The organism is Rahnella inusitata, from assembly GCF_965118895.1.
GTDB classification, from domain to species: Bacteria; Pseudomonadota; Gammaproteobacteria; order Enterobacterales; family Enterobacteriaceae; genus Rahnella; species Rahnella inusitata_A.
This window is the reverse complement of record NZ_CBCPJJ010000018.1, coordinates 51323-76672: the sequence shown is the minus strand read 5'-3', so window position 1 is coordinate 76672 and position 25350 is coordinate 51323. Positions and strand designations below refer to the sequence as shown.

23 protein-coding genes are annotated in these 25350 nt (G+C 51.5%); 12 read left to right on the top strand and 11 right to left on the bottom strand.

Annotated features, from left to right (window positions below; translation table 11 throughout):
- Positions 1 to 585 precede the first annotated feature (585 nt).
- Positions 586 to 858, top strand: coding sequence for a helix-turn-helix domain-containing protein (locus ACMHLI_RS15670; RefSeq protein WP_413530265.1), 273 nt, complete (start codon positions 586 to 588; stop codon positions 856 to 858).
- A 60-nt stretch (positions 859 to 918) separates the two neighbouring features.
- On the opposite strand, the gene mdh is transcribed toward ACMHLI_RS15670, so the two are convergent.
- A complete protein-coding gene (mdh, locus tag ACMHLI_RS15665) occupies positions 919 to 1857 on the bottom strand; it encodes a malate dehydrogenase (protein WP_413530264.1) in 939 nt (312 codons plus the stop codon).
- Between the two features lie 463 nt (positions 1858 to 2320).
- Here mdh and argR point away from each other — a divergent pair, with 463 nt between their 5' ends.
- The 3 genes from argR (at position 2321) to yhcN (ACMHLI_RS15650) (ending at position 3991) form a co-directional block, all read left to right on the top strand.
- Positions 2321 to 2791, top strand: coding sequence for a transcriptional regulator ArgR (gene argR / locus ACMHLI_RS15660; RefSeq protein WP_112164570.1), 471 nt, complete (start codon positions 2321 to 2323; stop codon positions 2789 to 2791).
- A 480-nt stretch (positions 2792 to 3271) separates the two neighbouring features.
- Positions 3272 to 3535, top strand: a complete 264-nt coding sequence (gene yhcN, locus ACMHLI_RS15655) for a peroxide/acid stress response protein YhcN (RefSeq protein ID WP_112164569.1) — start codon at positions 3272 to 3274, stop codon at positions 3533 to 3535.
- Between the two features lie 192 nt (positions 3536 to 3727).
- The gene (yhcN, locus tag ACMHLI_RS15650) at positions 3728 to 3991 is read left to right on the top strand and encodes a peroxide/acid stress response protein YhcN (protein ID WP_413530263.1); all 264 of its coding nucleotides are present in this window, start codon (positions 3728 to 3730) and stop codon (positions 3989 to 3991) included.
- Between the two features lie 289 nt (positions 3992 to 4280).
- On the opposite strand, the gene mpl is transcribed toward yhcN (ACMHLI_RS15650), so the two are convergent.
- Positions 4281 to 5666, bottom strand: coding sequence for a UDP-N-acetylmuramate:L-alanyl-gamma-D-glutamyl-meso-diaminopimelate ligase (mpl, locus tag ACMHLI_RS15645; RefSeq protein WP_413530262.1), 1386 nt, complete (start codon positions 5664 to 5666; stop codon positions 4281 to 4283).
- A gap of 167 nt (positions 5667 to 5833) precedes the next feature.
- Here mpl and fbp point away from each other — a divergent pair, with 167 nt between their 5' ends.
- The gene (gene fbp, locus ACMHLI_RS15640) at positions 5834 to 6838 is read left to right on the top strand and encodes a class 1 fructose-bisphosphatase (RefSeq protein ID WP_112164566.1); all 1005 of its coding nucleotides are present in this window, start codon (positions 5834 to 5836) and stop codon (positions 6836 to 6838) included.
- A gap of 122 nt (positions 6839 to 6960) precedes the next feature.
- On the opposite strand, the gene ACMHLI_RS15635 is transcribed toward fbp, so the two are convergent.
- Positions 6961 to 8532, bottom strand: coding sequence for a methyl-accepting chemotaxis protein (locus ACMHLI_RS15635; protein WP_413530261.1), 1572 nt, complete (start codon positions 8530 to 8532; stop codon positions 6961 to 6963).
- Between the two features lie 317 nt (positions 8533 to 8849).
- Between ACMHLI_RS15635 and ppa the strand changes: the two genes are divergently transcribed.
- Positions 8850 to 9380 carry an inorganic diphosphatase gene (gene ppa, locus ACMHLI_RS15630; protein WP_112164564.1) on the top strand — a complete coding sequence of 177 codons (531 nt, stop codon included), beginning with the start codon at positions 8850 to 8852 and terminating at the stop codon, positions 9378 to 9380.
- Between the two features lie 121 nt (positions 9381 to 9501).
- On the opposite strand, the gene ACMHLI_RS15625 is transcribed toward ppa, so the two are convergent.
- Genes ACMHLI_RS15625 through tamA form a run of 3 tightly spaced genes read right to left on the bottom strand, consistent with a single transcriptional unit; the run spans position 9502 to position 15372 of the window.
- On the bottom strand, positions 9502 to 9849 hold the full coding sequence (locus ACMHLI_RS15625) for a gamma-glutamylcyclotransferase (protein WP_112164563.1): 348 nt from the start codon (positions 9847 to 9849) through the stop codon (positions 9502 to 9504).
- Between the two features lie 31 nt (positions 9850 to 9880).
- The gene (tamB, locus tag ACMHLI_RS15620) at positions 9881 to 13696 is read right to left on the bottom strand and encodes an autotransporter assembly complex protein TamB (RefSeq protein ID WP_413530260.1); all 3816 of its coding nucleotides are present in this window, start codon (positions 13694 to 13696) and stop codon (positions 9881 to 9883) included.
- Positions 13693 to 15372, bottom strand: coding sequence for an autotransporter assembly complex protein TamA (tamA, locus tag ACMHLI_RS15615; RefSeq protein WP_413530317.1), 1680 nt, complete (start codon positions 15370 to 15372; stop codon positions 13693 to 13695). The genes tamB and tamA overlap by 4 nt, the downstream gene beginning before the upstream one ends.
- Before the next feature lie 314 nt (positions 15373 to 15686).
- Here tamA and msrA point away from each other — a divergent pair, with 314 nt between their 5' ends.
- On the top strand, positions 15687 to 16322 hold the full coding sequence (gene msrA / locus ACMHLI_RS15610; RefSeq protein ID WP_413530316.1) for a peptide-methionine (S)-S-oxide reductase MsrA: 636 nt from the start codon (positions 15687 to 15689) through the stop codon (positions 16320 to 16322).
- Between the two features lie 241 nt (positions 16323 to 16563).
- Positions 16564 to 17919, top strand: a complete 1356-nt coding sequence (locus tag ACMHLI_RS15605; protein WP_112168316.1) for a hemolysin family protein — start codon at positions 16564 to 16566, stop codon at positions 17917 to 17919.
- Positions 17920 to 18033: 114 nt separating this feature from the next.
- Here ACMHLI_RS15605 and ACMHLI_RS15600 read toward each other — a convergent pair whose 3' ends face one another.
- Entirely contained in the window at positions 18034 to 18240 is a 207-nt protein-coding gene (locus ACMHLI_RS15600; protein ID WP_056782464.1) for a DUF1107 domain-containing protein, read from the bottom strand.
- A 312-nt stretch (positions 18241 to 18552) separates the two neighbouring features.
- Between ACMHLI_RS15600 and ACMHLI_RS15595 the strand changes: the two genes are divergently transcribed.
- Complete coding sequence (locus tag ACMHLI_RS15595; RefSeq protein WP_413530259.1) at positions 18553 to 19110, top strand: YtfJ family protein; 558 nt, start codon at positions 18553 to 18555, stop codon at positions 19108 to 19110.
- Between the two features lie 52 nt (positions 19111 to 19162).
- On the opposite strand, the gene cysQ is transcribed toward ACMHLI_RS15595, so the two are convergent.
- On the bottom strand, positions 19163 to 19909 hold the full coding sequence (cysQ, locus tag ACMHLI_RS15590) for a 3'(2'),5'-bisphosphate nucleotidase CysQ (RefSeq protein WP_413530258.1): 747 nt from the start codon (positions 19907 to 19909) through the stop codon (positions 19163 to 19165).
- A 223-nt stretch (positions 19910 to 20132) separates the two neighbouring features.
- On the opposite strand from cysQ, the gene ACMHLI_RS15585 reads away from it, so the two are divergent.
- Together ACMHLI_RS15585 and ytfE are read left to right on the top strand one after the other, a co-directional pair.
- Positions 20133 to 22082: a bifunctional 2',3'-cyclic-nucleotide 2'-phosphodiesterase/3'-nucleotidase gene (locus tag ACMHLI_RS15585; protein ID WP_413530257.1), complete on the top strand. Its 1950-nt coding sequence runs from the start codon at positions 20133 to 20135 to the stop codon at positions 22080 to 22082.
- 124 nt (positions 22083 to 22206) lie between these two features.
- Positions 22207 to 22872 (top strand): iron-sulfur cluster repair protein YtfE, encoded by a 666-nt coding sequence (ytfE, locus tag ACMHLI_RS15580; protein WP_413530256.1) that lies wholly within the window; start codon positions 22207 to 22209, stop codon positions 22870 to 22872.
- A gap of 74 nt (positions 22873 to 22946) precedes the next feature.
- Here ytfE and fklB read toward each other — a convergent pair whose 3' ends face one another.
- Positions 22947 to 23567, bottom strand: a complete 621-nt coding sequence (gene fklB / locus ACMHLI_RS15575; RefSeq protein WP_112168321.1) for an FKBP-type peptidyl-prolyl cis-trans isomerase — start codon at positions 23565 to 23567, stop codon at positions 22947 to 22949.
- A gap of 255 nt (positions 23568 to 23822) precedes the next feature.
- On the opposite strand from fklB, the gene ACMHLI_RS15570 reads away from it, so the two are divergent.
- A complete protein-coding gene (locus ACMHLI_RS15570) occupies positions 23823 to 24530 on the top strand; it encodes an OapA family protein (protein ID WP_413530255.1) in 708 nt (235 codons plus the stop codon).
- 100 nt (positions 24531 to 24630) lie between these two features.
- Here the strand turns inward: ACMHLI_RS15570 and rplI are convergent, their stop codons facing one another.
- Both rplI and rpsR read right to left on the bottom strand, forming a co-directional pair.
- Complete coding sequence (gene rplI / locus ACMHLI_RS15565; protein WP_112168323.1) at positions 24631 to 25083, bottom strand: 50S ribosomal protein L9; 453 nt, start codon at positions 25081 to 25083, stop codon at positions 24631 to 24633.
- Between the two features lie 39 nt (positions 25084 to 25122).
- Positions 25123 to 25350 carry a 30S ribosomal protein S18 gene (gene rpsR, locus ACMHLI_RS15560; protein WP_004392491.1) on the bottom strand — a complete coding sequence of 76 codons (228 nt, stop codon included), beginning with the start codon at positions 25348 to 25350 and terminating at the stop codon, positions 25123 to 25125.

The following is a 25350-nucleotide window of genomic DNA, read 5'->3' as shown; positions in this document are numbered from 1 at the left end:
GATGACTTTAACGCCGAGTTTTAAGGAAAACCTCTACTTAACGGAAAGAAGATATTCAATTTTTCGAAATGAGTCTACTGCTGAGTCAAAAAGTTTCCATGAATTTTCTTTATCAAAAACTGAATGAACAGCGTAATACTCTCTTTTTAGAAACAAACGAAATGAAGTCAAAAGAAAAAGGGCATGCAAAACAATAAATACTTAAACAACAACATGTTAAATTATTAATATTTAAAATTAAACAGATTTTCTTTATAAAAACATAGTAAATTATTTATTAATAAACTCCATCCATTGTGGTAATGGATGATAAAGATCAAAAAACGCACAATAGAATAACTTATCCAATTTACGTGATTTCAAACTTGCACGTAATACATCATAAAAACAGACACCAATCACAAAAAGCAATACGAATTTACTTGTTTGTTTTAATCAGAATAAGAAGGTATTTTCTAAATGAAAGCAATGCGGGTTTTTCGGAAACATTGATTTAAATGGGTGAATCTGGAAAAAACAACCGTAGAATATATATTTAAAAAAAATACATTCGAAAACTATATTTGAACAAATAAGGAAGCCATCATGAATACAAGGAACGAAGACTGGCATCAGGCCGATATCATTGCCGCACTAAGAAAGAAAGGAACTACGCTGGCGGCGGTATCTCGCTCGGCAGGCTTAAGTTCTTCAACCTTATCAAACGCGCTATCACGGCCGTGGCCAAAAGGGGAACTACTCATTGCAAGTGCGCTTGGACTCCATCCTTCAATTATCTGGCCAAGCCGCTATTTTGACGCCAAGACCTTTAAAATCATCGAACGTCGTTGTCGTACACCTAATGCTTCTCGTGACTAAATCACGTCGGGTATAATGTAAAAACCGCCGGGTTACACCGGCGGTTTTAAAGATGAAGCATCAGTTATTGATAAACTGTTCACCGAGCTCAATATCTTTTCGCAGGATATCCAGCATGGATTCAAGCGATTGTTGTTCAAACGCGCTCAGTTTGCCGACATCCAGCAGCTCAGCAATCCCGTTCTTGCCCAGCAAAACAGGCTGCGCGAAGAAACGGGTATGTTCACCCTTCCCTTCGACATACGCACATTCCACTACGTTACTTTCACCCTGCATGGCACGCAGCAATGAAAGTCCGAAACGCGCAGCGGCCTGCCCCATCGACAGCGTTGCAGATCCGCCTCCGGCTTTTGCTTCGACAACTTCGGTACCTGCATTCTGAATGCGCTTGGTGAGAGAGATGATTTCTTCATCGCTGAACGTTACACCAGGAACCTGAGAAAGCAGTGGAAGGATCGTCACACCGGAGTGTCCGCCGATCACCGGCACTTCAATCTCATCGGGCTGTTTGCCTTTCAGTTGTGCAACGAACGTGTTGGAACGGATAGCATCGAGTGTCGTAATTCCAAAGAGTTTATTTTTATCGTACACACCGGCACTTTTCAGCACTTCCGCCGCAATGGCGACTGTGGTGTTGACCGGATTGGTAATAATACCGATACAGGCTTTCGGGCAGGTTTTCGCGACCTGTTGGACAAGATTACGAACGATACCGGCATTAACATTGAACAGATCGGAACGATCCATACCTGGTTTTCGCGCCACACCTGCTGAAATCAGAACAATATCCGCACCTTCCAGCGCTGGCGTGGCATCTTCGCCACAGAAACCTTTGATTTTTACTGCGGTTGGAATGTGACTGAGATCGACAGCAACGCCCGGCGTCACCGGTGCGATATCATATAATGAGAGTTCGGAACCGGAAGGTAGCTGGGTCTTAAGCAGAAGTGCGAGGGCCTGACCGATACCGCCCGCAGCACCGAGAACTGCAACTTTCATCCTATACTCCTTTTTTATCATTAACTTATAAGTGTCGTGGAATTATTTTGGTTGTGACCTTAATCACTTACGCTGTTAAAAACAATCGCTCACCTGCAGAGAATCTGAGATGGGTCGTTTAGAAAGTAAAAAAATACTTTCAAACGGCCTTTATCCGGTCTTTTGTGACTTTTTATCGGAAAGCTTCCCTTAAAAGTAGCACCCCAAAACCTGTCAGGTTAATAAATGGTTAAATTTGGTTCATTGTGTGAGCTGAATCGAAGTCATCATGCCCACTCATTGAGTCGAAAAGCACTTCTGCAATGCACAATTTTGGCATATTCATGAAAAAACCTCTGATGCGACATCCGTCACATTCCTTGCGCAGTGGTGAATCAGCGATTTACCTCCGGAAGGCATGTTGCATAAAAATGCAATTATCTGCATAATCAGCTTAACGATGATCAAGAGACCAGGGTGCAAAATGCGTAATCCTGCCAAACAGGAAGATTTAATCAAAGCCTTCAAAGCATTGTTGAAGGAAGAGAAATTCAGCTCTCAGGGCGAAATTGTCGTCGCACTCCAGGAGGAGGGGTTCGAAAACATCAATCAGTCCAAAGTCTCACGGATGTTGACCAAATTCGGCGCGGTGCGTACACGCAATGCAAAAATGGAAATGGTGTACTGCCTGCCAGCCGAGATAGGTGTGCCCACCACCACCAGCCCGCTGAAGAATCTGGTGCTGGATATTGACTATAATGAAGCCGTAGTGGTTATCCGCACCAGTCCCGGTGCTGCACAGCTGATCGCGCGTTTACTTGATTCGCTGGGTAAATCAGAAGGCATTCTCGGCACTATCGCGGGTGATGACACGATTTTCACCACCCCGGCACGCGGATTTAGCGTGAAACAACTCCACGACGCCATTCTGAGTTTGTTTGAACAAGAGCTGTAAGCCGCTGTTATAGTACAAGGCCGCGCGCTCCCATTCTGTGCCGGGGGTCAGAAGAACAGAATTTCTGACCTCAGGCCAGTCGCTTTACCCTTCTTTTATACTGGTTAAATCTCACATCCTTGCAAAAACCTCCCTTTCCTGGCAAATCGCGACATCCCTTATCAGCCCTATTCTGTTAACTCTCGTCACAACACGCCCATTTCCGTCACATAAATATTTCAATGATGTGATTCACCGCAAAAATAAGCACGGATAATCAAATTGGCTCAATTCGTTGATTTTGCGAAAAAAGAACACCAAAAGAACGTTTTATAGGCGTTTTTTATAACTTTCCGTTATTAAAAACACCAATAGCGCACACATAACAACTCAAATAACTATTAGCAAACTATTAATATTTGAAGTGACTAGATGTATACTCATTTCCGTGGTGTAACACACCAGTTGTTGGAACACATAATAAATTCGACGAGGTCAATCATGAACGTTAAAACTACAATCGCAACTTTAAGCATTCTCTCTGCCCTGTCATTTGGTGCTTTTGCAGCACAACCTGTTACTCAGGATCAAGCGGCAAATCTGCAGGCAAAAGGGATGATCAGCGTCAGCGGCGTAGCCGGTGCACCTTCTGATATCCGTCAGGCCCTGTCTGACAAAGCCGATGCAAAAGGTGCTAAAGCTTTCCGTGTTATTGAAGTGCGTCAGGAAGGTAACTACCACGCAACCGCAGAAATCTACCAGTAAATCACCCGGTAGACACAGCGAAGGGGCCTGAACGAATCAGGCCCGTGTATCAGACGGATTTATCACTGCCAGCTTTACGTTCCCGAACGCTCACCGCGCCCGAACCACAGTAAAACAGCCCTGATAGATCTACATTTGAAGCGACGTTGTTCTCTCAGATTGCATCAACGTCAGTAAAATCAGGAAATTATCATGAAAATCATTACTACTCTCGCCGCGCTTAGTCTTTTATCCGCTATTTCTTTCGGTGCATCTGCCGCACAACTGGTGACTAACCAGCAAGCTGAAAATCTGCAATCTATGGGTGTGATCAGCGTCAGCGGTGTAGACGGTGTGCCAACCGATATCCGCCAGCAGCTGTCTGATAAAGCTGATGCTAAAGGCGCAAAATCTTATCGTGTGATTGAAGCCCATAACGAAGGTGCTTATCACGCGACAGCAGAAATCTACCAGTAAGATTTCTCAGTATTACCCTGAACAAAAGCCACTGTTTGAGTATTTTTTGAATTAGCGTTACGGGTTCAACAGCCACAGATCGTCGAAACGACGCTGTTGAGGCTGGAAGAGAGCTGACACTGCCACTGCCGCGCTCTCTTACTAACGATACCCTCGTCGTCCTGTCCGACGACACCCTTTGGCTCCCATAAAATTTTGGGAGCTTTTTTTTGTCTGCTGGTCGGCCATCCTCTAAAAACGACAAAAAAAAGCACAGCCAAAGCTGTGCTTTTTTTCGGTAAGACAACGTTTATTGCTGTTCTGCCGCGCTGGCTTTCGCCGCCAGAGCAGACAGCAGTTTTCCATGGATACCGCCAAAACCGCCGTTACTCATCACCAGAATGTGATCGCCCGGCAATGATGCCTTGATCACCATATCCACCAGCGTATCTACATCGGCACTCCAGTGCGCAGGCTGAATACAGTGTTCAGCCATTTCAGCGACCTGCCACGGAATATGCTGCGGCTGTAGCAGGAAGACCTCGTCAGCACGGCCAAGAGACGGTGCCAGTTCATTTTTGCTCATGCCCATTTTCATGGTATTGGAGCGCGGTTCGAGGACAGCCAGAATACGCGCCGTTCCGCCCACTTTGCTGCGCAGAGCGGAGAGCGTCGCCAGGATCGCAGTCGGATGATGCGCGAAATCGTCATATACACTGACGCCGTTTTCCACGCCGCGCAGTTCCAGACGACGACGGGCATTGATGAAATCACCCAATGCTTTACAGGCATCTTCCGGTTTCACACCCACATGACGCGCTGCGGCGATAGCCATCAGCCCGTTATGCATGTTGTGTTCACCGACCAGATTCCAGTTCACCTGCCCGACAATTTCACCTTTCAGGTATACGTTGAAAGAGCTGGCATCCGGTGTAAGTTTTTTCGCATCCCACGCACAGGCGTCAGTGTCACCCACAAACTCCTGCTCACTCCAGCAGCCCATCGCCATGACTTGCTTGAGCGGAGTATCGTGCTCCGGCAGGATAATTTTGCCTTTGCCCGGCACCAGACGCACCAGATGATGGAACTGTTTCTGGATAGCTTTCAGGTCGTCAAAAATATCAGCGTGATCGAACTCAAGGTTGTTGAGTACCAGAGTACGCGGGCTGTAATGTACGAATTTAGAGCGCTTATCAAAGAAGGCGCAGTCGTACTCATCCGCTTCAATCACCATAAACGGACTGTTGCCCAGACGCGCCGAAACCTCAAAATTGCCTGGTACACCACCGATAACATAGCCCGGCTCATAGCCGCAGGCTTCGAGGATCCACGTCACCATGCCGGCGGTGGTCGTTTTGCCATGCGTACCGGCAACGGCAATGACCCAGCGCTCTGGCAAAACGTGGTCGTGCAACCATTGCGGGCCGGACACGTAAGGGATGCCCTGCTCCAGTACGGCTTCGACACACGGGTTCCCGCGGGTCATCGCGTTACCAATGATCACCAGATCGGGCTGAGGGTCTAACTGTGCAGGATCGTAACCCTTAATCAGCTCAATCCCCTGATTTTCCAGCAGCGTACTCATCGGTGGATAAACGTTGTCGTCCGAACCAGTAACCTGATGCCCCTGAGCACGAGCCAGCATCGCCAGCCCGCCCATAAACGTGCCGCAAATCCCAAGAATATGAATGCGCATATATTTTCCATTAATGCCTTTAAGTCAGCCGCCATTCTACCGCTCAGAATCCTCCAGAAGAAATGGATTTGCCTATGATTCATCCATATATTTGGGCTAAACTGCCCACGCTCTTGTAAAGGTTTTATTAACGAACCGTTATCCATCCTAGATTCAGGGAACGTGTTATGAAAACGTTAGGCGAATTTATTGTTGAAAAACAGCAAGACTTTCCTCATGCAACCGGTGAGCTCACCGCCTTGCTCTCAGCAATAAAACTCGGCGCTAAAATCATTCACCGTGACATCAACAAAGCGGGTCTGGTTGATATTCTTGGTACCAGCGGCGCAGAAAATGTTCAGGGCGAAGTACAGATGAAACTTGATCTGTATGCGAATGAGAAGTTAAAAGCAGCCATGAAAGCACGCGGCGAAATTGCCGGCATCGCGTCTGAAGAAGAAGATGAAATTGTCATTTTCGAGGGCGAACGCGCTGAAAATGCAAAATACGTCATCTTGATGGATCCGCTCGATGGCTCCTCAAATATCGACGTTAATGTCTCCGTCGGTACCATCTTCTCCATTTACCGTCGAACTACGCCACTCGGCCAGTCCGTGACTGAAGCCGATTTCCTGCAGCCGGGCAATCGTCAGGTCGCCGCTGGCTATGTGGTTTACGGCTCTTCCACCATGCTGGTTTACACCACCGGCGTTGGCGTTCATGCCTTTACTTACGATCCTTCACTCGGTGTCTTCTGCCTCTCCCATGAAAAAGTCCGCTACCCGGCCACCGGCAGCATGTACTCGATCAATGAAGGTAACTACATCAAATTCCCGCTCGGCGTAAAAAAATACATCAAATATTGTCAGGAGCAGGACGAAGCTACGCTGCGCCCTTACACCTCACGTTACATTGGTTCTCTGGTAGCAGATTTCCACCGTAACCTGCTGAAAGGCGGCATTTATATCTACCCAAGTACAGCAACCCATCCAAACGGCAAACTCCGTTTATTGTACGAGTGCAATCCGATGGCGTTCCTGGCCGAACAGGCGGGTGGCAAAGCCAGCGACGGCAAAAATCGTATTCTGGATATCATTCCGCAGAAACTGCATGAACGCGCGCCGTTCTTCGTCGGTAACAGCTCAATGGTTGAAGATGCAGAACGCTTTATCGCACAATTCCCTGATGAATAAATTCTGCCCTACAAAAAACATCAAAGAATGAACGTGATACCTCTGTAACTTAGCGTTGAACCAACGTAAAAAGGTGGCTTTTAAGCCACCTTTTTTATTGCGCGCAGGTTCAGAGCTCGCGTTTAGTACTGCCCGGCGGAATTGAGCTTAAACACCGCCATGCTTTCCGCTAGCAGTTGCGCCTGTTCCTCCAGAGAACGCGTTGCCGCCGTCGCCTGTTCGACTAACGCAGCGTTCTGCTGTGCGACCTGATCCATCTGGGTGATCGCCACGTTCACCTGTTCAATGCCGTGCGTTTGCTCGGTGGTGGCAATCGAGATTTCACGCATCAGGCTGGTCACGCGCGTGACTTCGCTGGAGATTTCCAGCATCGTCGCGGCGGCAGACTTCACCATATTCGATCCTTCCGCTACCCGGCTTTCTGAATCCCCAATCAGCTCTTTGATCTCTTTGGCCGATTGCGCGCTGCGCTGTGCCAGACTACGGACTTCACCCGCGACGACGGCAAAACCGCGCCCCTGCTCGCCTGCTCGCGCAGCTTCAACTGCGGCGTTCAGCGCCAGAATATTGGTCTGGAAGGCAATGCCGTCAATTACCGTAATAATGTCGCCGATACGCTTCGAACTGTCGGTAATCCCCTGCATTTTGGCCATCACCTGATTGACCACCTGGCTGCCTTTGTCCGCAATGGATGACACACTTTGCGCCAGCTGGTTAGCCTGCTCGGAGTTGGCAGCGTTCATCCGCACGGTAGACGTCAGCTGTTCCATGCTCGCTGCCGTTTCCTCGAGCGAAGCGGCAGATTCTTCCGTGCGCTGCGCCAGATGCACGTTCCCGGCCGCCAGTTCGCGCGAGCCGACATCAATCTGATTTCCTGCATCGCGAACACGACCCACCGACAGCACCAGTGAATCCTGCATTTGTTTCATCGCTTTCAGCAATCGGCCCATCTCGTTGTTATGGGAATCGTCGATTTCGTGGGTCAGATCGCCTTTGGCAATGTATTCCAACTGAGCGATGGAAAACGTCAGCGGATGCATGATCAGTTTCTGCAACGCAAACCACGCCAGTATCGCAATCGTCAGTGCGACGATGAAAGCCACAGCGATAATGGTTAGCTGAATATGTGCCTGCGTGCGCGCCTGCTCAATACGCTGATTGGTGTTATCCACCGCATAGGCGCGAAAGTCAGTCAGCGCTTTGTCGTAAGCATTGCTATACGGCGTGATTTTGTTTTCCAGCACATCGTAATAGTTGTCAGCGCTTTGCGACTGGAGAGCCTGAAGAACGGGAAGAAGTCCATTGGCTTTATAAGCTTCGTAGGTTTTTTTCACCGCGGCCGATAAATCCCTGCCGCGCTGGGTTTCGTCCTCAATGCTGACGAATTTCGCCAGATCGGCATCCGCCTGTTTAATGTAACCGGCGATGCGGTCGGACGTCGCTTTTGCATCGTCCATCATGCCGATTTCCAGCTGACGAACGGCCACTCCGCTGGCGACGCGGGTACGCAGTGAGTAACTGTAGCTGTCAGCCAGCGAGCCTAACTCCTCGCCCTGAAGCTGATTAATCTTTTGCAATGATGTGGCACTTTGCCTGATGGCATTGGCGCCCAGCACGCTCACCAGCAATAAAATCAGGGTCATAAACACTAACAGGCCGATCAGACCGGCCTTTACGCTCAGCTTATTCAACATACGGTGTTATCCAGTGATTCAGGTGAAAAGGAGAAATGCATATCGTGGTAGGGGTCAGGTTTAACCTGACTTTTATTTGAATAGAGTTATCGGCAATTGACTGAAATACTTGATAAGAAAAGCAAAAACAGGCAGTTACACGGTGAAAAGGCGCAGGCGTGAATTTTACTGCCAGAAGGTCAGTTTTTGCAGCTACGCAACAGCAGGTCGTGCCGGAATATACGAAAGCGACATTCGGAGAAAAGGACGGGAATTCACGGGAGACTTGGCTATAATGTGCGGCACTCTATTCCTGGTTCAATTGAAGGAAACCAACCATGAGCTTACTGAATGTACCTGCTGGCAAAGACATGCCAGAAGATATCTACGTTGTTATCGAAATCCCGGCAAACGCTGATCCGATCAAATACGAAGTAGATAAAGACACCGGCGCACTGTTCGTAGACCGTTTCATGTCTACCGCAATGTTCTACCCGTGCAACTATGGTTACATCAACCACACTCTGTCTCTGGATGGCGACCCGGTTGACGTTCTGGTGCCAACACCATACCCACTGCAACCGGGTTCTGTGATCCGTTGCCGTCCGGTTGGTATGCTGAAAATGACCGACGAAGCGGGCGAAGATGCGAAACTGGTTGCCGTTCCGCACACTAAACTGAGCAAAGAATACGATCACATCAAAGATGTGAACGACCTGCCAGAACTGCTGCGCGGCCAGATCACTCACTTCTTCGAGCAATACAAAGCGCTGGAAAAAGGCAAATGGGTGAAAGTTGACGGCTGGGCTGACGCTGCTGCTGCCAAAGAAGAGATCGTGGCTTCTTTCGAACGTGCAAAAAACAAGTAATTGACTCTATAAATCATTGCTTGCTCTGCACAAAAAAACACCGCCAGATGGCGGTGTTTTTTTATGTATTACGCGTTGATACACAACGTTTATTTTTCGACGACTTTGCTCAGATCACTCACTACACCGCGTCGTTACGCTTCACCCAGTCACCACCTTCTATTCTCGGCACACCATCCAGTGAGCGAATGTAGAGGTAAATCCAGGCGCTGCCGTACGGCGTCGAAATCAGCTCGCGACGATAATCTTTCGTATTACTTTTCAGTTCATCCAGCTCGGCTAAAATAGACGAGGTGATGCGGTAAACTTCGCAGTAGACCTTCCCTTCCCCTGGAATGACAGCAGGATAGTGCCCCAGATTATAGAGCGCGTATCCTTCCAGCTCATGGTCACCCAACCATTGAGCGTTCGTCATCCAATGACTGTTGCCTTGCTTGCGTCGCAGACTACCGTAAACAATTATTCGCATGTTTATATTCGTATAGTAAAAGTCACATGAATTAGAACTCAAACTGATAGAGCAAATCCAATGCCTGATCGATGCCCGATACCGCCTGCAGATAAAGCTTCGGCATCAACCTATAGCGTAAAGTGAGTGTTGCCAGTGAGTCGAAAATCCCAACGCCATATTTCACCTGTAAACCCGGTAAAACATACCCACTGACCACCACCTGGGAGCTGTCTCCCACGCCCTGAGTATCCAGTGCCAGATTGCTGACACCAAACGCCTCGCCGATTTTACCCACAAGTTTACCACTTTGTGCAACCCCCAACCCGATAAGAGCTGAAGTCATTGCCCCGCTATCGCCGCCAGAATTGTCTAAACCCTGCCCGCGAAGCAGGTAGGACAAGGCTTCCTGCTGAGACATCGCCGGATCTGAGAATATTTCAAGTTTTGGTGCATCGGCCTCGCCGGTGACCCTTAAACCCGCCACAACGTCGTTTTCGGTCGCTTCCGGATTACGAATCGCTTCCAGATTCAGCAGTGGCTGGTCCGCAGGGCCAGAGAATAACAACTGGCCTTTACGCACAATCAGATCCTGTCCGTAGGCGTGGAAACGGCCGGAAGGAATATTGATTTGGCCGTTCAGGCCAAGACCACGGCTATCCTGAGCCACTTTCAGCGCGCCTTCGAGACGGGCTTTCAGGCCGAACGCATCCAGACGCACATCTTTGCCGATATTCACCATCAGATTGCTGTTGATCGGAATTGAGGCCGTTGCCGGTTTGATCGGCTGACGCTGATCGTTGAGCATCACTTCGTCTGACGAGACACCGACCGCGCTTTCCGGCAGTTCCTGTACCGTAATGCGCGCCCACGGAATATCCACCGAGCCGTTCAGCGAGAATAGCTGTGGCGTGGCGTCGAACACCAGATCCGGTGAAACGTCCAGGCGTACCATCGGCGGTACAGAAACCCGCACGCGATCGCCGCGCGCTGCAATACGGGCACGCCAGGCATTCAGTTCGCTCCAGTCGGCGTTGCCATTAAGTTCCAGCTGCCCGTGTGCAGTTTTAATCACCCCTTCCATCAGCGATGACATACCGTTGAAATTAATATTGATATTGGCGTCGGTAATATCGAACGGCATAAACTGACCGTCGAAATCGACTCCGCTCAGCGCAAGCTTGCCAAAGACCTGCGGCTTCTGCGCGTCGCCGCCCAGCCGCAGATTGGCGTTCAGAATGCCGGAGGCTTTCTCACCGTCCATCAGCGCCGGTTGCAACAGCGCCATCGAGATGCGGGTGATATTGACGTTGCCAGTGAGATTGCGCTTGCCTTGCGGATCGGCAATCTGGATGTTGCCATCCAGTTGGCCGTTGTTGGTGATACGGATCAGCCAGTCGAGCGTCGCACGTCCATTGTTCAGCCCGGCATTCAAATTCAGCGTATCAAATGCAACGGGCAGCGGACTTCCCTGCACCAGTTGCTGGACCTTCACACCTTTGCCGATAAGCGAAACGCTGGCCTGAGGCAATCCGCCGTCGGCTTTCCAGCTGACGTCGGCCTTCCCGCTGAAGACACCGCTGAGCTGCGTGTCATCGGTCAGGAAGGGTTTGATCATCGCCAGATCAAAGCGGTTGAGCACTACGCTCGCCTGCCCGCTGGCACCGGCATCAATGGTTTTCGGGACGCACAGACTGGCGTTAGGGTTTTGCCAGCAATGCGGGCCGACGGTGATCCGTTGTTCTTTGTTGAAATAATCCAGCGCGATAGAACGGTTAAGACGCCATTCGCCGACCGGCGTATCTAACAATGTATTGGTGACATTACCTTTCCATTCCTCTGTCGCGCGATCAAAACTGCCGCTCAGCGCCAGACGGCCAGACACCGGTTTACCTTCGACTTTGAGCGTCAGTTGATGCTGTTTCTCGTTGCCTTTGGCGTCCAGATTGATATCAGTGATGTCCAGCGCATCCTGTTTAAGCTGTTGAATGCGGACCGCAAGATTGCCCTGAATCTGGTCGGTAGAACTGACGTCACCTTTTACATCCACACGACGGATGGTCAGCGCCTGCCATTTCAGACCGGTCGCCGTCAGGTCAGCCAGTAACTTCGGCGCTTTGAGATCCCCGCGCAGTTGCAGCATCCCTTTTGCCACTCCGCCCAGCCCCGGCAGTGCGCCGTCGAGGTGCGGTGCATCGACTTTGGCGTCCAGATCCCAGGTCTCGCTGAGTTTGCCTTTCACATCCAGATTATTGCGGCCCAGTTCAAGGTGCAGCTGCGGAATATCCCACTGCCCGTAACTGTTCCCGCGCAGATTGCCCTGCGCTTTGACGGCGTTTTGTTTGACGTTGCCGCTGAGCTCCAGTACCGGAACCTGTACCTGCCAGGTACCGCCGTAGAGGCTGCCGCGTGTGGCGATTTTCCCCTGCAATTTCGCAGGCCAGTCCGGCCATTGTTTGGCGGTATTAATACCGGTCAGCTTCAGTTCACTGTTCCAGCTAATGGCTTTGCTCCAGTCCACCACGCCTGTCAGGTCGGTATTTCCCTCCAGCGCCGCCAGACGCAGTAACGTCAGCCTGAACTGCTCTACGTTCCCCTTACCGTCCAGCGTCAGCGTGGCAGGTGGGATCTGATCGCCTTTAAAATCGGAGCGCAAAGACAGTGCGTAATCCGTCGCTTTACCGCTGAAGTTCAGCTTAAAGCCTTTGACCTGATACTGCGGCGTACCGGCCAGCGGCCACTGTAGGGCATCGCTGGTGAGTTTGAGTTCGACAGGTAACCCGGCCTCCGCCAGCTGAGTTTGCAGCGCCAGTTGCGCACGCACCGGGCCGGAAAGATTCAGGGCGACGTCCAGTTTGTCGCGCAGACCGCCCGCGACCTTCAGTTTGATCTTTTCACCTTTGACCGGATCAACGTTCACGGCGGTGTTGATGGTCATCTCCACCGGCCAGTTTTGATTCAGCGTCGCCTGCCCGATCCCGTCCAGAGAGCCCTGCGGCGAACGGATCATCAGCTTATCGAGCTTAACAAGCTGATCCTGCGTACTGGCTTTCAGTTCGAAACGGGTGATCAGCACGTCGGTATCGCCTGTAAGGCGCAGGTTTTCAGCGGTAATTTGCTGAATATCCAGATCCACCGGCAAACGGTAATCAGGTAACTCAGGCAGCAGCGGTTTGGCGAACAGCTCCTGCAACGTTTCACCCAGTGGCTTCTCTGGCACTACGGCAACCGGTTCGGCCGGTTTGCCGGTGGCTTTCTCCACCGCTTTATCCTGCGCGGCCTGCACCACATCCGGTAACGGGTTGACCGGTGTTTTCGGCAGAGCGATCAGTAATCCGCCGATCTGGGTTGGCATCAGCTGAATCACGCGGCCTTCCCAATGTGCGCCGGTGCGGAACGACGCCAGTGAAATCGCGCGGTCATCCAGCGTGACGTTGATATTCTCAAGCGTCAGCACGCGCAGCGTAATCGGATACGGCGTGCTGAGATTGGTCAGCGGCTCACTGTTTTCGGGTTCAGGTTGCGGCTGCGCGGGTGTCATCTCTTTGGTGTTCACCACCACATTGACGTCTTTGACCCGCAGCGCATTCACGCACAGCGCGCTGTTTTTCAGGCAGGAAAAATCGAGGGAGAGATGAAACTCTCCGGCTTTTACATCCACACCCGGCATTTCGTAGTGCACGCCTTTAAGCGTCAGATCGCGCCATCCGCCTTCGGTACTGGCGATATTCAGCCCCGGCACGAAGCGATTAGCGCCGTTGATCATCAGGTGCAGGCCGGTTTGCGTACCGACCAGGAAGGCCACCAGCCCCATTAACAGCACCAGGAAGATCAGGAACCCCAGGCAGATTTTCTTAAATAAACTCATAATTCCGGACCCAAACCGATGTAAAACTGCAATCCATGCTCATCTTTATCGCCGACAGGTGCCGCGACATCCAGTTTCACCGGGCCGATCGGTGAAGCCCAGCGCACGCCTACACCCGCGCCGGTTTTGAAATCGTTTTGTGTGATGTCATTGACCGCTTCGCCGGAATCGACGAACACTGCGCCCCACCATTTTCCGGTCACGTTGTACTGATATTCCAGCGAGCCGGTGCCCAGATAGGATGCACCAGTGAGTTTGCCTTCATCGTCGCGCGGGGAAATGGATTTGTATTTGTAGCCGCGAATACTGCGGTCGCCACCGGCGAAGAAGCGCAAGGACGGCGGCACACGTTCGAAATCGTTAGTTTCGATCCAGCCCAGGTTGCCGCGCAGGACAAACCGGTGTTTGTCTTCCAGCGTGCGGATCCAGACGTTTTGCGCCTGAACGACGGCGAAATCGACGTCAGATCCCCAGGTCGTATCGGAGACATCCAGAGAATAACGTTGGGAGTCCCCCCAGGTCGGCATCAGGCCGCCACGCTGACGCGTACGATTGAGGCTGACGCCCGGATAAAGCAGCATCGTGGTGTTGGTAACACTGCCCTGCGTAAAGTGATCGAGGCTCCAGCGCAGATTCACCGCGTGTTGCCAGCCGCTGGAGAGATCCCAGTAGCGCGCCAGATTGACGGTGGTGGAATCTGAATTGGTATCGTTGAGGTCTTCGCGCTTGAAACCGCCCTGAACTAAATAATATTGTTCGAGCGGAGATTTCAGCAGCGGAATTTTATAGCTCAGATCTAAAGACTGTTCCGGCCCGGACAGCGTGGTCGAGGTTTCAAAGCTATGGCCGCGATCGTTGACCCAAGGTTTTTTCCAGTTGGCCGTGACGCGCGGGCCAATGTCTGTGGAATACCCGACACCGGTTTCGATAGTGTTTTCGGTACGCGGTGAAACCAGCGCATTCAGCGGCAAGGTTTTACTGGCTTTGGCATCGGTAAAATCAGGTGAAACCACAACGGAGTTGAACCAGCCGGTCGCGGACAGGCGGCGGTTCAGCTCAGCCAGCTGCGCGGAAGTGTAGTAATCCCCCTTGTGGAATGGCACCAGATTTTGCAGGTAATCATCGCGGATCTGCGAACCCTGATAATGCACATCGCCAAAGCGGTAACGCTCGCCGCTGTCGAACTGGATATCCCAGAATGCTTTGTGTTCATCTTCGATGACGCCCAGCTGGCTTTTCAGCATGTTGGCGTCAAAGTACCCTTTGCGCAGTGCCACACCGGTCAGGGAACTTTTAAAGTGCTCATAGGTACCGTGGTTGAGAATGGTGCCTACCGCGGGAACCTGTGTTTCTTTCAGTTTTTCGAATTCGTTATCTTTATTCGCCTGCCCGGTGATCACCACCGTCGTCCCGGCGATTTTGACCGGCGTACCCGGCGTCACTTTCGCGATCAGTACCGGACGTCCCGGCGGGGGCGTCTCGCGATAATCGAAATCGATCGTCGGCGAATAATAGCCCAGCGGCCGCAAACCTTGCTCAATGGCGGCGCTGACGCGCGCACGAAACCGACCGTTCGCCCCGACTTCATCGCTTTCGATAGAAGACAAACGCACACGAACGTTTTTTTCCAAATCGCCATCCAGGCCTTCCAGCTGCAAACGTACTTTCGCTGCCATGGAAAGTGAGGGGGCGAGCAGTACACATAACAAACCCAGTTCACGATATCGTGGCACACGCACTCCTGCTAATTTTGCTGTCCTGTTAAAATTTCAGATGCCCGCCGGAGAAAATCCGCCCATCTTTGGCAGATTCAGCGTTTAATGTCTGATGAAGGCAGTTTAGTGCCAATCCTGTGAAAATGTTCAACGACGGCGCAACGTTCCCCGTATTGTGTGCAAAGACGCAATCAGATACAACTAAGAGTGACCCGTTGGTCGTTAATCTCTGTTACTAATTTTGTTCACTAATGCAACAAATGGAGTCTCCCGTGGTGCAACTTTCCGACAAAACGCATGCAGTAAATCAAGAAGATGCGTTACCTGGCCGTACAACACCGATGCCAGTGGCAACGACTCACGCCGTGAATGGTCATTCGATGACGTATGTTCCTGACAATATGGAAGTCGCGGTTTTTGCGATGGGATGCTTCTGGGGCGTAGAGCGTTTGTTCTGGCAACTGGAAGGGGTTCACAGCACGGCAGCCGGTTACAGCGGCGGTTTTACCCCGAACCCGACTTACCGTGAAGTCTGCACCGGCCAGACCGGCCATGCCGAAGTGGTGCGTGTGGTCTTCGACCCGTCCGTTATCAGCTACGCGAAGCTGTTGCAGATTTTCTGGGAAAATCACGATCCGGCGCAGGGGATGCGTCAGGGCGGCGATATCGGCACGCAGTATCGTTCGGCGTTATACGTGCTAAGCGCAGAGCAGCAGGATCAGGCGCTGGCCAGTCTGGCGAGTTTCCAGCAGGCAATGGACAACGCGAACGATAAGCGCACCATTACCACTGAAATTAGCGAAGCCCTGCCGTTCTATTATGCAGAAGACGATCATCAGCAATATCTGTTTAAAAACCCGGAAGGTTACTGTGGTTTAGGCGGAATTGGTGTCTGTCTGCCACCGCAATAATGCGGGATTTTTAAGCGCTGGCGGCGGTCTCAGTGCTGCTGCTATACTATGCGGGTCACAAATGTGGCCCATTAAAATTATTTCTGGCAATTATCTTTGTTTTTTTCATCCTTAATGCTTCTTTCTTCTGAACCGACTTTTAATCACAGATTAAAATGACGTTGAGCTGAGTCATCAATAAGCAGCAAAAATAATGAGTGCCTTTCCCTGCCGGTTCATACCGGTGTTAAACGGATAGATTATGTTAAACAGTATCTTACTGATTCTTTTACTTATCGCGATCAGTGCCTTTTTCTCGCTTTCAGAGATCTCGCTGGCCGCTTCCCGCAAGATAAAACTTAAACAGTTGGCAGACGAAGGAAACGTCAATGCCTCCCGCGTAATGAAACTGCAGGAAACCCCTGGCCTGTTCTTCACCGTGGTACAGATTGGCCTGAATGCCGTCGCCATCCTCGGTGGTATAGTCGGCGATGCCGCATTCTCCCCAGCGTTCCAGTCCTTCTTTATTCGTTTCATGTCGCCAGAAATGGCGGATCAAATCAGCTTTATCTGCTCCTTCGTGCTGGTCACCAGTCTGTTTATTCTGTTCGCTGACCTCACTCCGAAGCGCATCGGTATGATTTCACCTGAATCGGTTGCGGTCCGTATAGTCAACCCGATGCGTTTCTGCCTGTTGGTATGCCGCCCGATGGTGTGGTTCTTCAACGGAATGGCGAACATGATTTTCCGCCTATTCAAATTGCCAATGGTGCGTAACGACGATATCACCTCTGACGACATTTATGCCGTAGTGGAAGCGGGCGCGCTGGCCGGGGTGCTGCGTAAGCAGGAACATGAGCTGATTGAAAACGTGTTCGAGCTAGAATCACGCACCGTGCCATCATCGATGACCTCGCGTGAAAGTGTCATTTTCTTCGATCTGCGCGAAAGCGAAGAGAGCATTAAAGAGAAAATTTCAACGCATCCGCACTCAAAATTCCTGGTCTGCGACGGTCATATTGATCAGGTCGTGGGCTACGTGGATTCGAAAGACTTACTGAACCGCGTGCTGGGCAATCAGAGTTTAATGCTGAGCAGCGGCGTACAGATCCGCAACGCCCTGATCGTGCCGGATACCCTGACGCTGTCCGAAGCGCTGGAAAGCTTCAAAGCCGCCGGAGAAGACTTCGCGGTAATCCTCAACGAATACGCGCTGGTGGTCGGCATTATCACGCTCAACGATGTGATGACGACGCTAATGGGCGATTTAGTGGGTCAGGGCATGGAAGAGCAGATTGTGGCCCGTGACGAGCACTCCTGGCTGATTGAAGGCGGTACGCCGATCGAAGACGTGATGCGCGTGCTGCATATCGAAGCGTTCCCGCAGGCGGGCAATTATGAAACCATCGGCGGTTTCATGATGTTCATGCTGCGTAAAATCCCTAAGCGTACGGACTTTGTGAAATTCTCCGGCTATAAATTTGAAGTAGTCGATATCGACAGCTACAAGATTGATCAGTTGCTGGTGACGCGCATTGTCGATCAGCCCGTTGCGCCACTGCTGCCGAAAACGCCGCAGGAAATCAAAGACGAGAAGAAAGCGCAGGCACAGTCATAACGGTGTAACCACGCACTTTTCCGAATGCCAGAAACAAGAACGGCCCCTTTCAGAGGGGCCGTTTTTTTTGCGCCTGCTGCGCCAGATGGGCAACAGCGACTACGCGCAGGGCGTTTAACCCATTTCTGTCTGCAAATGCGTAACCTGACGGTTAACTTCAGACATCACGCTAAAGTGGCGCTTATCACGAACCTTGGGCAACAGAATTTTGCCTTGGTCAAACTCAAAAGCGCCGACGTCTTTGATATACAAACGTCCACGGAACAATGTCTTGACGTACTTCGCGACTTTCATCGGATTGTAACGCTGGAAGATTCTCATTTTTCTACTTTTCTCCGTTAAATCACTGCATGCGCCGGCCACGTCGCAAGGCGACAGATACCGGAACAGAAAAAGGAACAATTGCAGTGATGAGACATATAACATAGCAGGGCACTCAGGTATTGCCAGTGTATTTAACTGCTTTTACATTGCTTTTCAGTATTGTCTTAATCCCTGACACTGGATGGCAGTATAACCCTGCTTTATGTGTCAATTTTGTAACCAGCAACACAATTTTAACACCCCAACAGGACAGACCACTTAAGCGATCCTATGCTTGGCGAGTCTGCCCTTTTGTGCCCCGGAGAATGTATGCTTCTAAGAAGTCTGTGTGTGATCAGTTTTATGACATTTTCGCTTTTTGCATCGGCCCATAACTTCACCGTTGGCCAGCGCGTGGCGCCGGTCGGCGTCGATGACAAAGGCGAACTGAACGACGTCAACGACACGTTCAGCTATACCAAATGGAACAGCGCCAGACTGCCGGGAAAAGTTCGTATCGTGCAGCATATGGCAGGAAGAAGCAGTGCCAAAGCACTGAACGAACCATTGATTGACGCCATCAAGGCGGCGAATTTACCGCATGACCTTTATCAGACGACGACCATCGTCAACATTGACGATGCCATTATCGGCACCAGCCTGTTCGTGCGTAAAAGCATTGAAAGCGGCAAACGGGAATTCCCATGGTCACAGATCATTGTCGACAGCAACGGCGTGGTGAAAAAGGCGTGGCAGCTGCAGCCGGAAAGCTCGGCGGTTGTGGTGCTGGATAAAGACGGCGTGGTTAAATTCGCCAAAGACGGACAGCTGTCACCGCAGGAAGTAAAGCAGGTGATTACGCTGGTGGATCAGCTGGTCAAAGAGTAGTGGCATAAAAATCCCGGCTTCAACGCCGGGATTGACATTTCTCAGGCAGGATTCAGAACAACGAAACCCGGAATCCCGGATTGAGGAAGGATTCACGCGGCGTATACAGCAGCGTTTGCCCTGTCCAGTCATTTACTTTCGCACCGGCAGCAATGGCTACCGCATGTCCGGCACCGGTATCCCAGATATTGGTCGGCCCGAAGCGCGGATACAGCTGCGCAGCCCCTTCCGCCACCAGGCAGAATTTCAGCGAAGAGCCGACGGACACCGTCTGATGCTCGCCCAGCTGCGCCAGATAATCTTTCAGTTCCTGATCGTTGTCGTAATGCGAACGGCTCACCACCACCAGCGGCGGATGCGCTTCGCTGACCTGAATCTGTTTGCGCTCGCCCTGCTCTTCTTTCCAGGCTTTGCCTTCCGCCGCGCTGTACATCACTTTGGTCACCGGCACATACACCACACCCAGCACCGGCACGCCATCTTCGATCAGCGCAATATTCACCGTGAATTCGCCATTGCGCTTGAGGAACTCTTTGGTGCCATCCAGCGGATCGACCAGCCAGTAGCGCGTCCACCCCTGACGCTCGCTCCAGCTTTGCGGATCTTCTTCCGACAGCATCGGTGTCTGTGGATCCAGTTTTTGCAGACCGGCTTTGATCACGTCATGCGCGGCAATATCTGCCGCGGTCACCGGTGAATCATCTTTTTTCTGACGGGCGTCGAGCGGCTGTTCGCCGTCGTACACCGCCATAATGGCATCGCCCGCATCACGCGCCAGCTGACAAATTTGCTCTAACATTTTCACCCTCGATGCATTCACTCTCATTGCTCAAGCCTAGTTTTTTTTGCCCGGAATAGCCATCCCGGAATGTTATCAGCCTGTCACTTACGCCGCGTCACGGCGCCATAAAGGTGTTACATCTCACATTTATTTATGACAACTGATTACATTCTCAGCGAATTTTGAGATACATATCCGGTTTTTCTATTCCGGGCATCGCCCTTTCTCTGGAGGCAAGGCAATGAATAAGCGTCATCTGACGTTATCCCTGTTGGCAACGCTGGTCGCATTACCGGCGTACGCGTCACAGGTGGATCTGCGCATCATGGAAACTACGGATCTGCACAGCAACATGATGGACTTCGACTATTACAAAGATAAACCGACCGAGAAGTTTGGACTGGTGCGCACTGCCAGTCTGATCCACGCGGCGCGTAACGAAGTGACTAACTCCGTGCTGGTCGATAATGGCGATATCATTCAGGGCAGTCCGCTTGGCGATTATATGGCGGCGAAAGGACTGAAAAAGGGCGACGTACATCCGGTGTATCTGGCGATGAATACGCTCGATTATGCAGTCGGTAACCTGGGCAACCACGAATTCAACTACGGGCTGGATTATCTGAAGAAAGCACTGGCAGGGGCGAAATTCCCTTATGTGAATGCCAACGTCATTGACGATAAAACCGGTAAACCGTTGTTCACGCCGTTCCTCATCACCGATAACGCCGTAAAAGACCGCGAGGGTAAAACCCATAATCTGCGCATCGGCTATATCGGCTTCGTACCGCCGCAAATCATGGTCTGGGACAAGGCCAATCTGCAAGGCAAAGTGACCGTTGCGGACATCACCGAGACCGCCAAAAAGTGGATCCCGGAAATGCGCAAACAGGGCGCAGACATCATTGTCGCCATTCCGCACTCCGGCCTGTCCGGTGATCCCTATAAAACCATGGCGGAAAACTCAGTCTATTACCTGAGCGAAGTCAAAGGTATCGACGCCATCATGTTCGGCCATGCCCATGCGGTCTTCCCGAGCGAAGAATTTGCCGGCATCAAAGGTGCGGACATCAAACAGGGCACGCTGAACGGCATTCCTGCCGTGATGCCGGGCATGTGGGGCGATCATCTGGGCGAGGTCGATATGGTGCTGAACAATGACAACGGCAGTTGGAAAGTTGAAACGGCCAAAGCCGAAGCGCGGCCTATTTACGACAAAGAACAGAAGAAATCGCTGGCACCGGAAGACCAGGATCTGGTGAAAGTACTCGCGCCGTCCCATGACGCCACGCGCGAATTCGTCAGTAAACCGATCGGAAAATCGACCGATAACATGTACAGCTATCTGGCGCTGGTGCAGGACGATCCTACGGTGCAGATCGTTAACAATGCGCAGAAAGCCTATACCGAACACTTCATACAGGGCGATCCGGATCTCGCGGGTCTGCCGGTGTTGTCGGCCGCGGCACCCTTTAAGGTCGGCGGACGTAAAAACGATCCGGCCAGTTTTGTCGAAGTGGAAAAAGGCGATCTGACGTTCCGTAACGCGGCGGATTTATATCTTTATCCGAACACGCTGGTGGTAATGAAGGTCACCGGTCAGGAAGTGAAGGACTGGCTGGAATGCTCTGCAGGTCAGTTCAATCAGATCGATGTAAACAGCACCAAACCACAGTCGCTGATCAACTGGGATGGTTTCCGCACCTATAACTTCGATGTGATCGACGGCGTGAATTATCAGATTGATGTCAGCCAGCCGGCGAAGTACGACGGGGAATGTACGCTCATCAACAAAGATGCCGAACGTATTAAAAACCTGACCTACAACGGTAAGCCGATTGATCTGAAAGCCACCTTCCTGGTCGCAACCAATAACTACCGCGCGTACGGTGGGAAGTTCGCTGGTACCGGCGACAAGCACATTGCGTTTGCGTCGCCGGATGAAAACCGCTCCGTGGTCGCGGCGTATATCAGCGCCGAAACTAAAAAGCACGGCGCAGTGACGCCAACCGCCGATAATAACTGGAAGCTTGCGCCTGTTAAGGCTTCGCAACCGCTGGATATTCGCTTCGAAACTTCACCGGGTGACAAAGCGGCGACCTTTATTAAATCTCACGCTCAGTATCCGCTAACGGCTAAAGGAACGGATGCCATCGGCTTTGAAATTTATCAGGTCGATTTGCAGAAATAAGCCCCTTCTCCACGCCCCGTCCGGGGCGTTTTTTTCTCCTGTACTTCCTTTGAGCTATAGCGCCGCCTTAAACATGTATTTATAATGCATGTTATAAGGTTTCTTCATTTAACGAGGCTTCATCATGGACTATCGCGACCAACCCCTTGGTGCTCTGGCTGTTGCCATTCCCCGCGCCACCCGTTTATTCCGTCAATACGATCTGGATTTCTGCTGCGGTGGCAAACAAACCTTGCTGCGCGCCGTTACCAAAAAGGATCTGGATATCGATCTTATCGAGCAACAACTGGCGGAAATCGCTCAGCAACCAGATACCTCAGTCGACTGGAAAGCGGCACCGCTGGCTCAAATCATCGATTTCATCATCCCGCGTTATCACGACAGGCACCGTCAGGATCTGCCTGAACTGGTTCTGATGGCAGAAAAAGTCGAACGCGTTCACGGCGACAAAACGCCCTGTCCGCATGGTCTGGCGCTCCAGTTGCAAATGATCCTCGACGAACTGACCAGCCATATGATGAAAGAAGAGCAGATCCTCTTCCCGATGATCCGTGGTGGTATGGGACGTCAGGCGGCCGGTCCGATATCTGTCATGGAGCGTGAGCACGATGATGCGGGGGAGATCCTCGAAGAGATCAAGCGTTTGACCGATAACGTGACACCACCGGAAGGTGCCTGTGTGACGTGGCGTGCGTTGTATGCCGGGATCAACGAATTCATCACCGACCTGATGGAGCATATCCATCTTGAAAATAACCTGCTATTCCCGCGAGCTTTGCGCGGCGAATAACAGGCATTGCCATAAATTCCGGACGTAAAAAAGGGCGCATCAGCGCCCTTTTCATTTCTGTGTTCCGTAGGGAATTACAGAATTTCCAGCAGCTCAACTTCGAAGATCAGCGCGCTGTAAGGAGGAATGGACGCACCCGCGCCACGCTCGCCATAAGCGAGGTTATGAGGGATGTACAGCTCCCACTTGGAACCGACCGGCATCAGGGTCAGGGCTTCGATCCAGCCTGCGATCACGCCGTTGACCGGGAATTCAGCCGGTTCGCCGCGCTGCACGGAGCTGTCGAACACGGTACCGTCGATCAGTTTACCGGTGTAATGAACGCGTACGCGGTCCTGACGGCCTGGGATGGTGCCTTCGCCCTGAGTAATCACAGAGAATTGCAGACCGGACTCGGTGCTGCTCACGCCTTCGCGCTGTGCGTTCTGAGCCAGGAATTCCTGCCCCTGAACGGCCAGTGCTTCCTGACGTTCACGACGGACAGAGTCAGCACGTTCGTGGACTTCGCGCAGAGCACGGTGAACCACGTCTACAGGAACGGCTGGCGTGTTCCCTTCCAGCGCGTCACGTAAGCCTGCCAGCAGTGCGTCAGGCTCTAAGCCCTGCAAACCTGATTCCTGCAACTGTTGACCGACCTGCAGGCCGATACCGTAACTTGCCTGCGCTTCTACGCTGTCAAATGAAGGGGTAGTCATGAATTTTCCTTAGCTCTTAAAAATGTCGAACGCGCAGCATAGCAGCGCAGAGCTTTTGGGTAAAATCCTCTCTGAGGCAACATGACGGCGGACGCAGTTCATTCCACTTTTCGATAAATTTTTCGCATTTGTCGCCATTGACGCCATCGTTTGAATGATATTTATGCTTTGTCCCTTTCCGCATCAAGCAGTTAAACGGCTATACTAGGCAGCAACAGACAGTCGAAAATGCGACAGTTAACAAGAGAGGTCGTCATGGGCAGAATCCCGCCCAGGAGAAGGAAAGCCATCCGTATTTATCAACCCATGTTGAGATCCTGGATTGCCATTATGAAAAGGCCAATGCGAGACACGACAGCGCAGAGTGAAAGCGAAAGCGAAGAAACAATCGGGCAACCCGAGACAAATCCTTCTGCTGCCTCCAAAAGCAAAACGCTGTTCAGCAAAATCTGGCACCTGAGCGACGGCTTCCACTGGATGTCGCCCCTGCCTTACGCCCATCGTCGCGGCATTATCTTCAGCGTGCTGGTGATCCTTATTGCCCTGCTGTGGCCGTATACGCCGGAAAATACTTACGCCCCTTCGCAACCGCAACAGCCGACCAGTATTCCGATGCAGGCCGATTTGCGTAACGATCAGGGCCGTACCACACAGATGGCACAGCCTGAACCTGTTCAGCCACAGACGAACGACAACAGCGCCACATGGCGCAGTTATCAGGTGCAGTCAGGTCAGACGCTGGCGCAGCTTTTCCGCGATAACAACATGGCCGTTAACGATGTGTTTTCGATGGCGCGGGTAGAAGGCGCGGAGAAACCGCTGAGTACGTTGAAAACCGGACAGGAAGTGAAGATTCAGCGCGATGCGCAAGGTGTGGTGAAAGCGTTACAGGTCACGACCGAACAGAACGTTACCGTAACGTTTGTCCGTCAGTCCGACGGTAGCTTCCAGCGCGAAAACTGAGACGCCTGACAAAACCCACTCTTCAATAAAACATTTTACCTGACGCAGAAATGCAAAACGCCGGCACAAGGCCGGCGTTTCAGGGTTACCTTCAGCGTTATTACGCTTCTGGAACCACAACGACATTCAGTTTAGCGAATACGTCGCTGTGTACCTGGAACTCAACTTCGTGTTCACCAGTGGTACGCAGAACGCCATTCGGCAAACGAACTTCGCTTTTAGCAACTTCAACGCCAGCTGCAGTCACTGCGTCAGCAATATCGCGAGTACCGATAGAGCCGAACAGTTTGCCTTCGTCGCCTGATTTAGACGCGATGGTGACTGAACCCAGTTCGTTGATTTTAGTTGCACGAGCTTCAGCAGCGTTCAGAACGTCAGCCAGTTTGGCTTCCAGTTCTGCACGACGTGCTTCGAAGAACTCAACGTTTTTCTTGGTAGCAGGAACAGCTTTGCCCTGTGGTACCAGGAAGTTACGAGCGTAGCCCGCTTTAACGTTAACTTGATCACCCAGGCTGCCCAGGTTTGCTACTTTATCAAGCAGAATAACTTGCATTACCTTAACCTCTCAAAGTCGTTTATGGACAGTGGCCTATTACTGATGACGATCAGTATATGGCAACAAAGAAAGGTAGCGAGCGCGCTTGATACAACGAGCGAGCTGACGCTGGTATTTTGCACGAGTACCGGTAATACGGCTCGGGACAATTTTACCGCTTTCGGTAACGTAGTTTTTCAGCGTAGCGATATCTTTGTAATCAATCTCTACAACGCCTTCCGCGGTGAAACGGCAGAACTTGCGACGACGGAAATAACGTGCCAT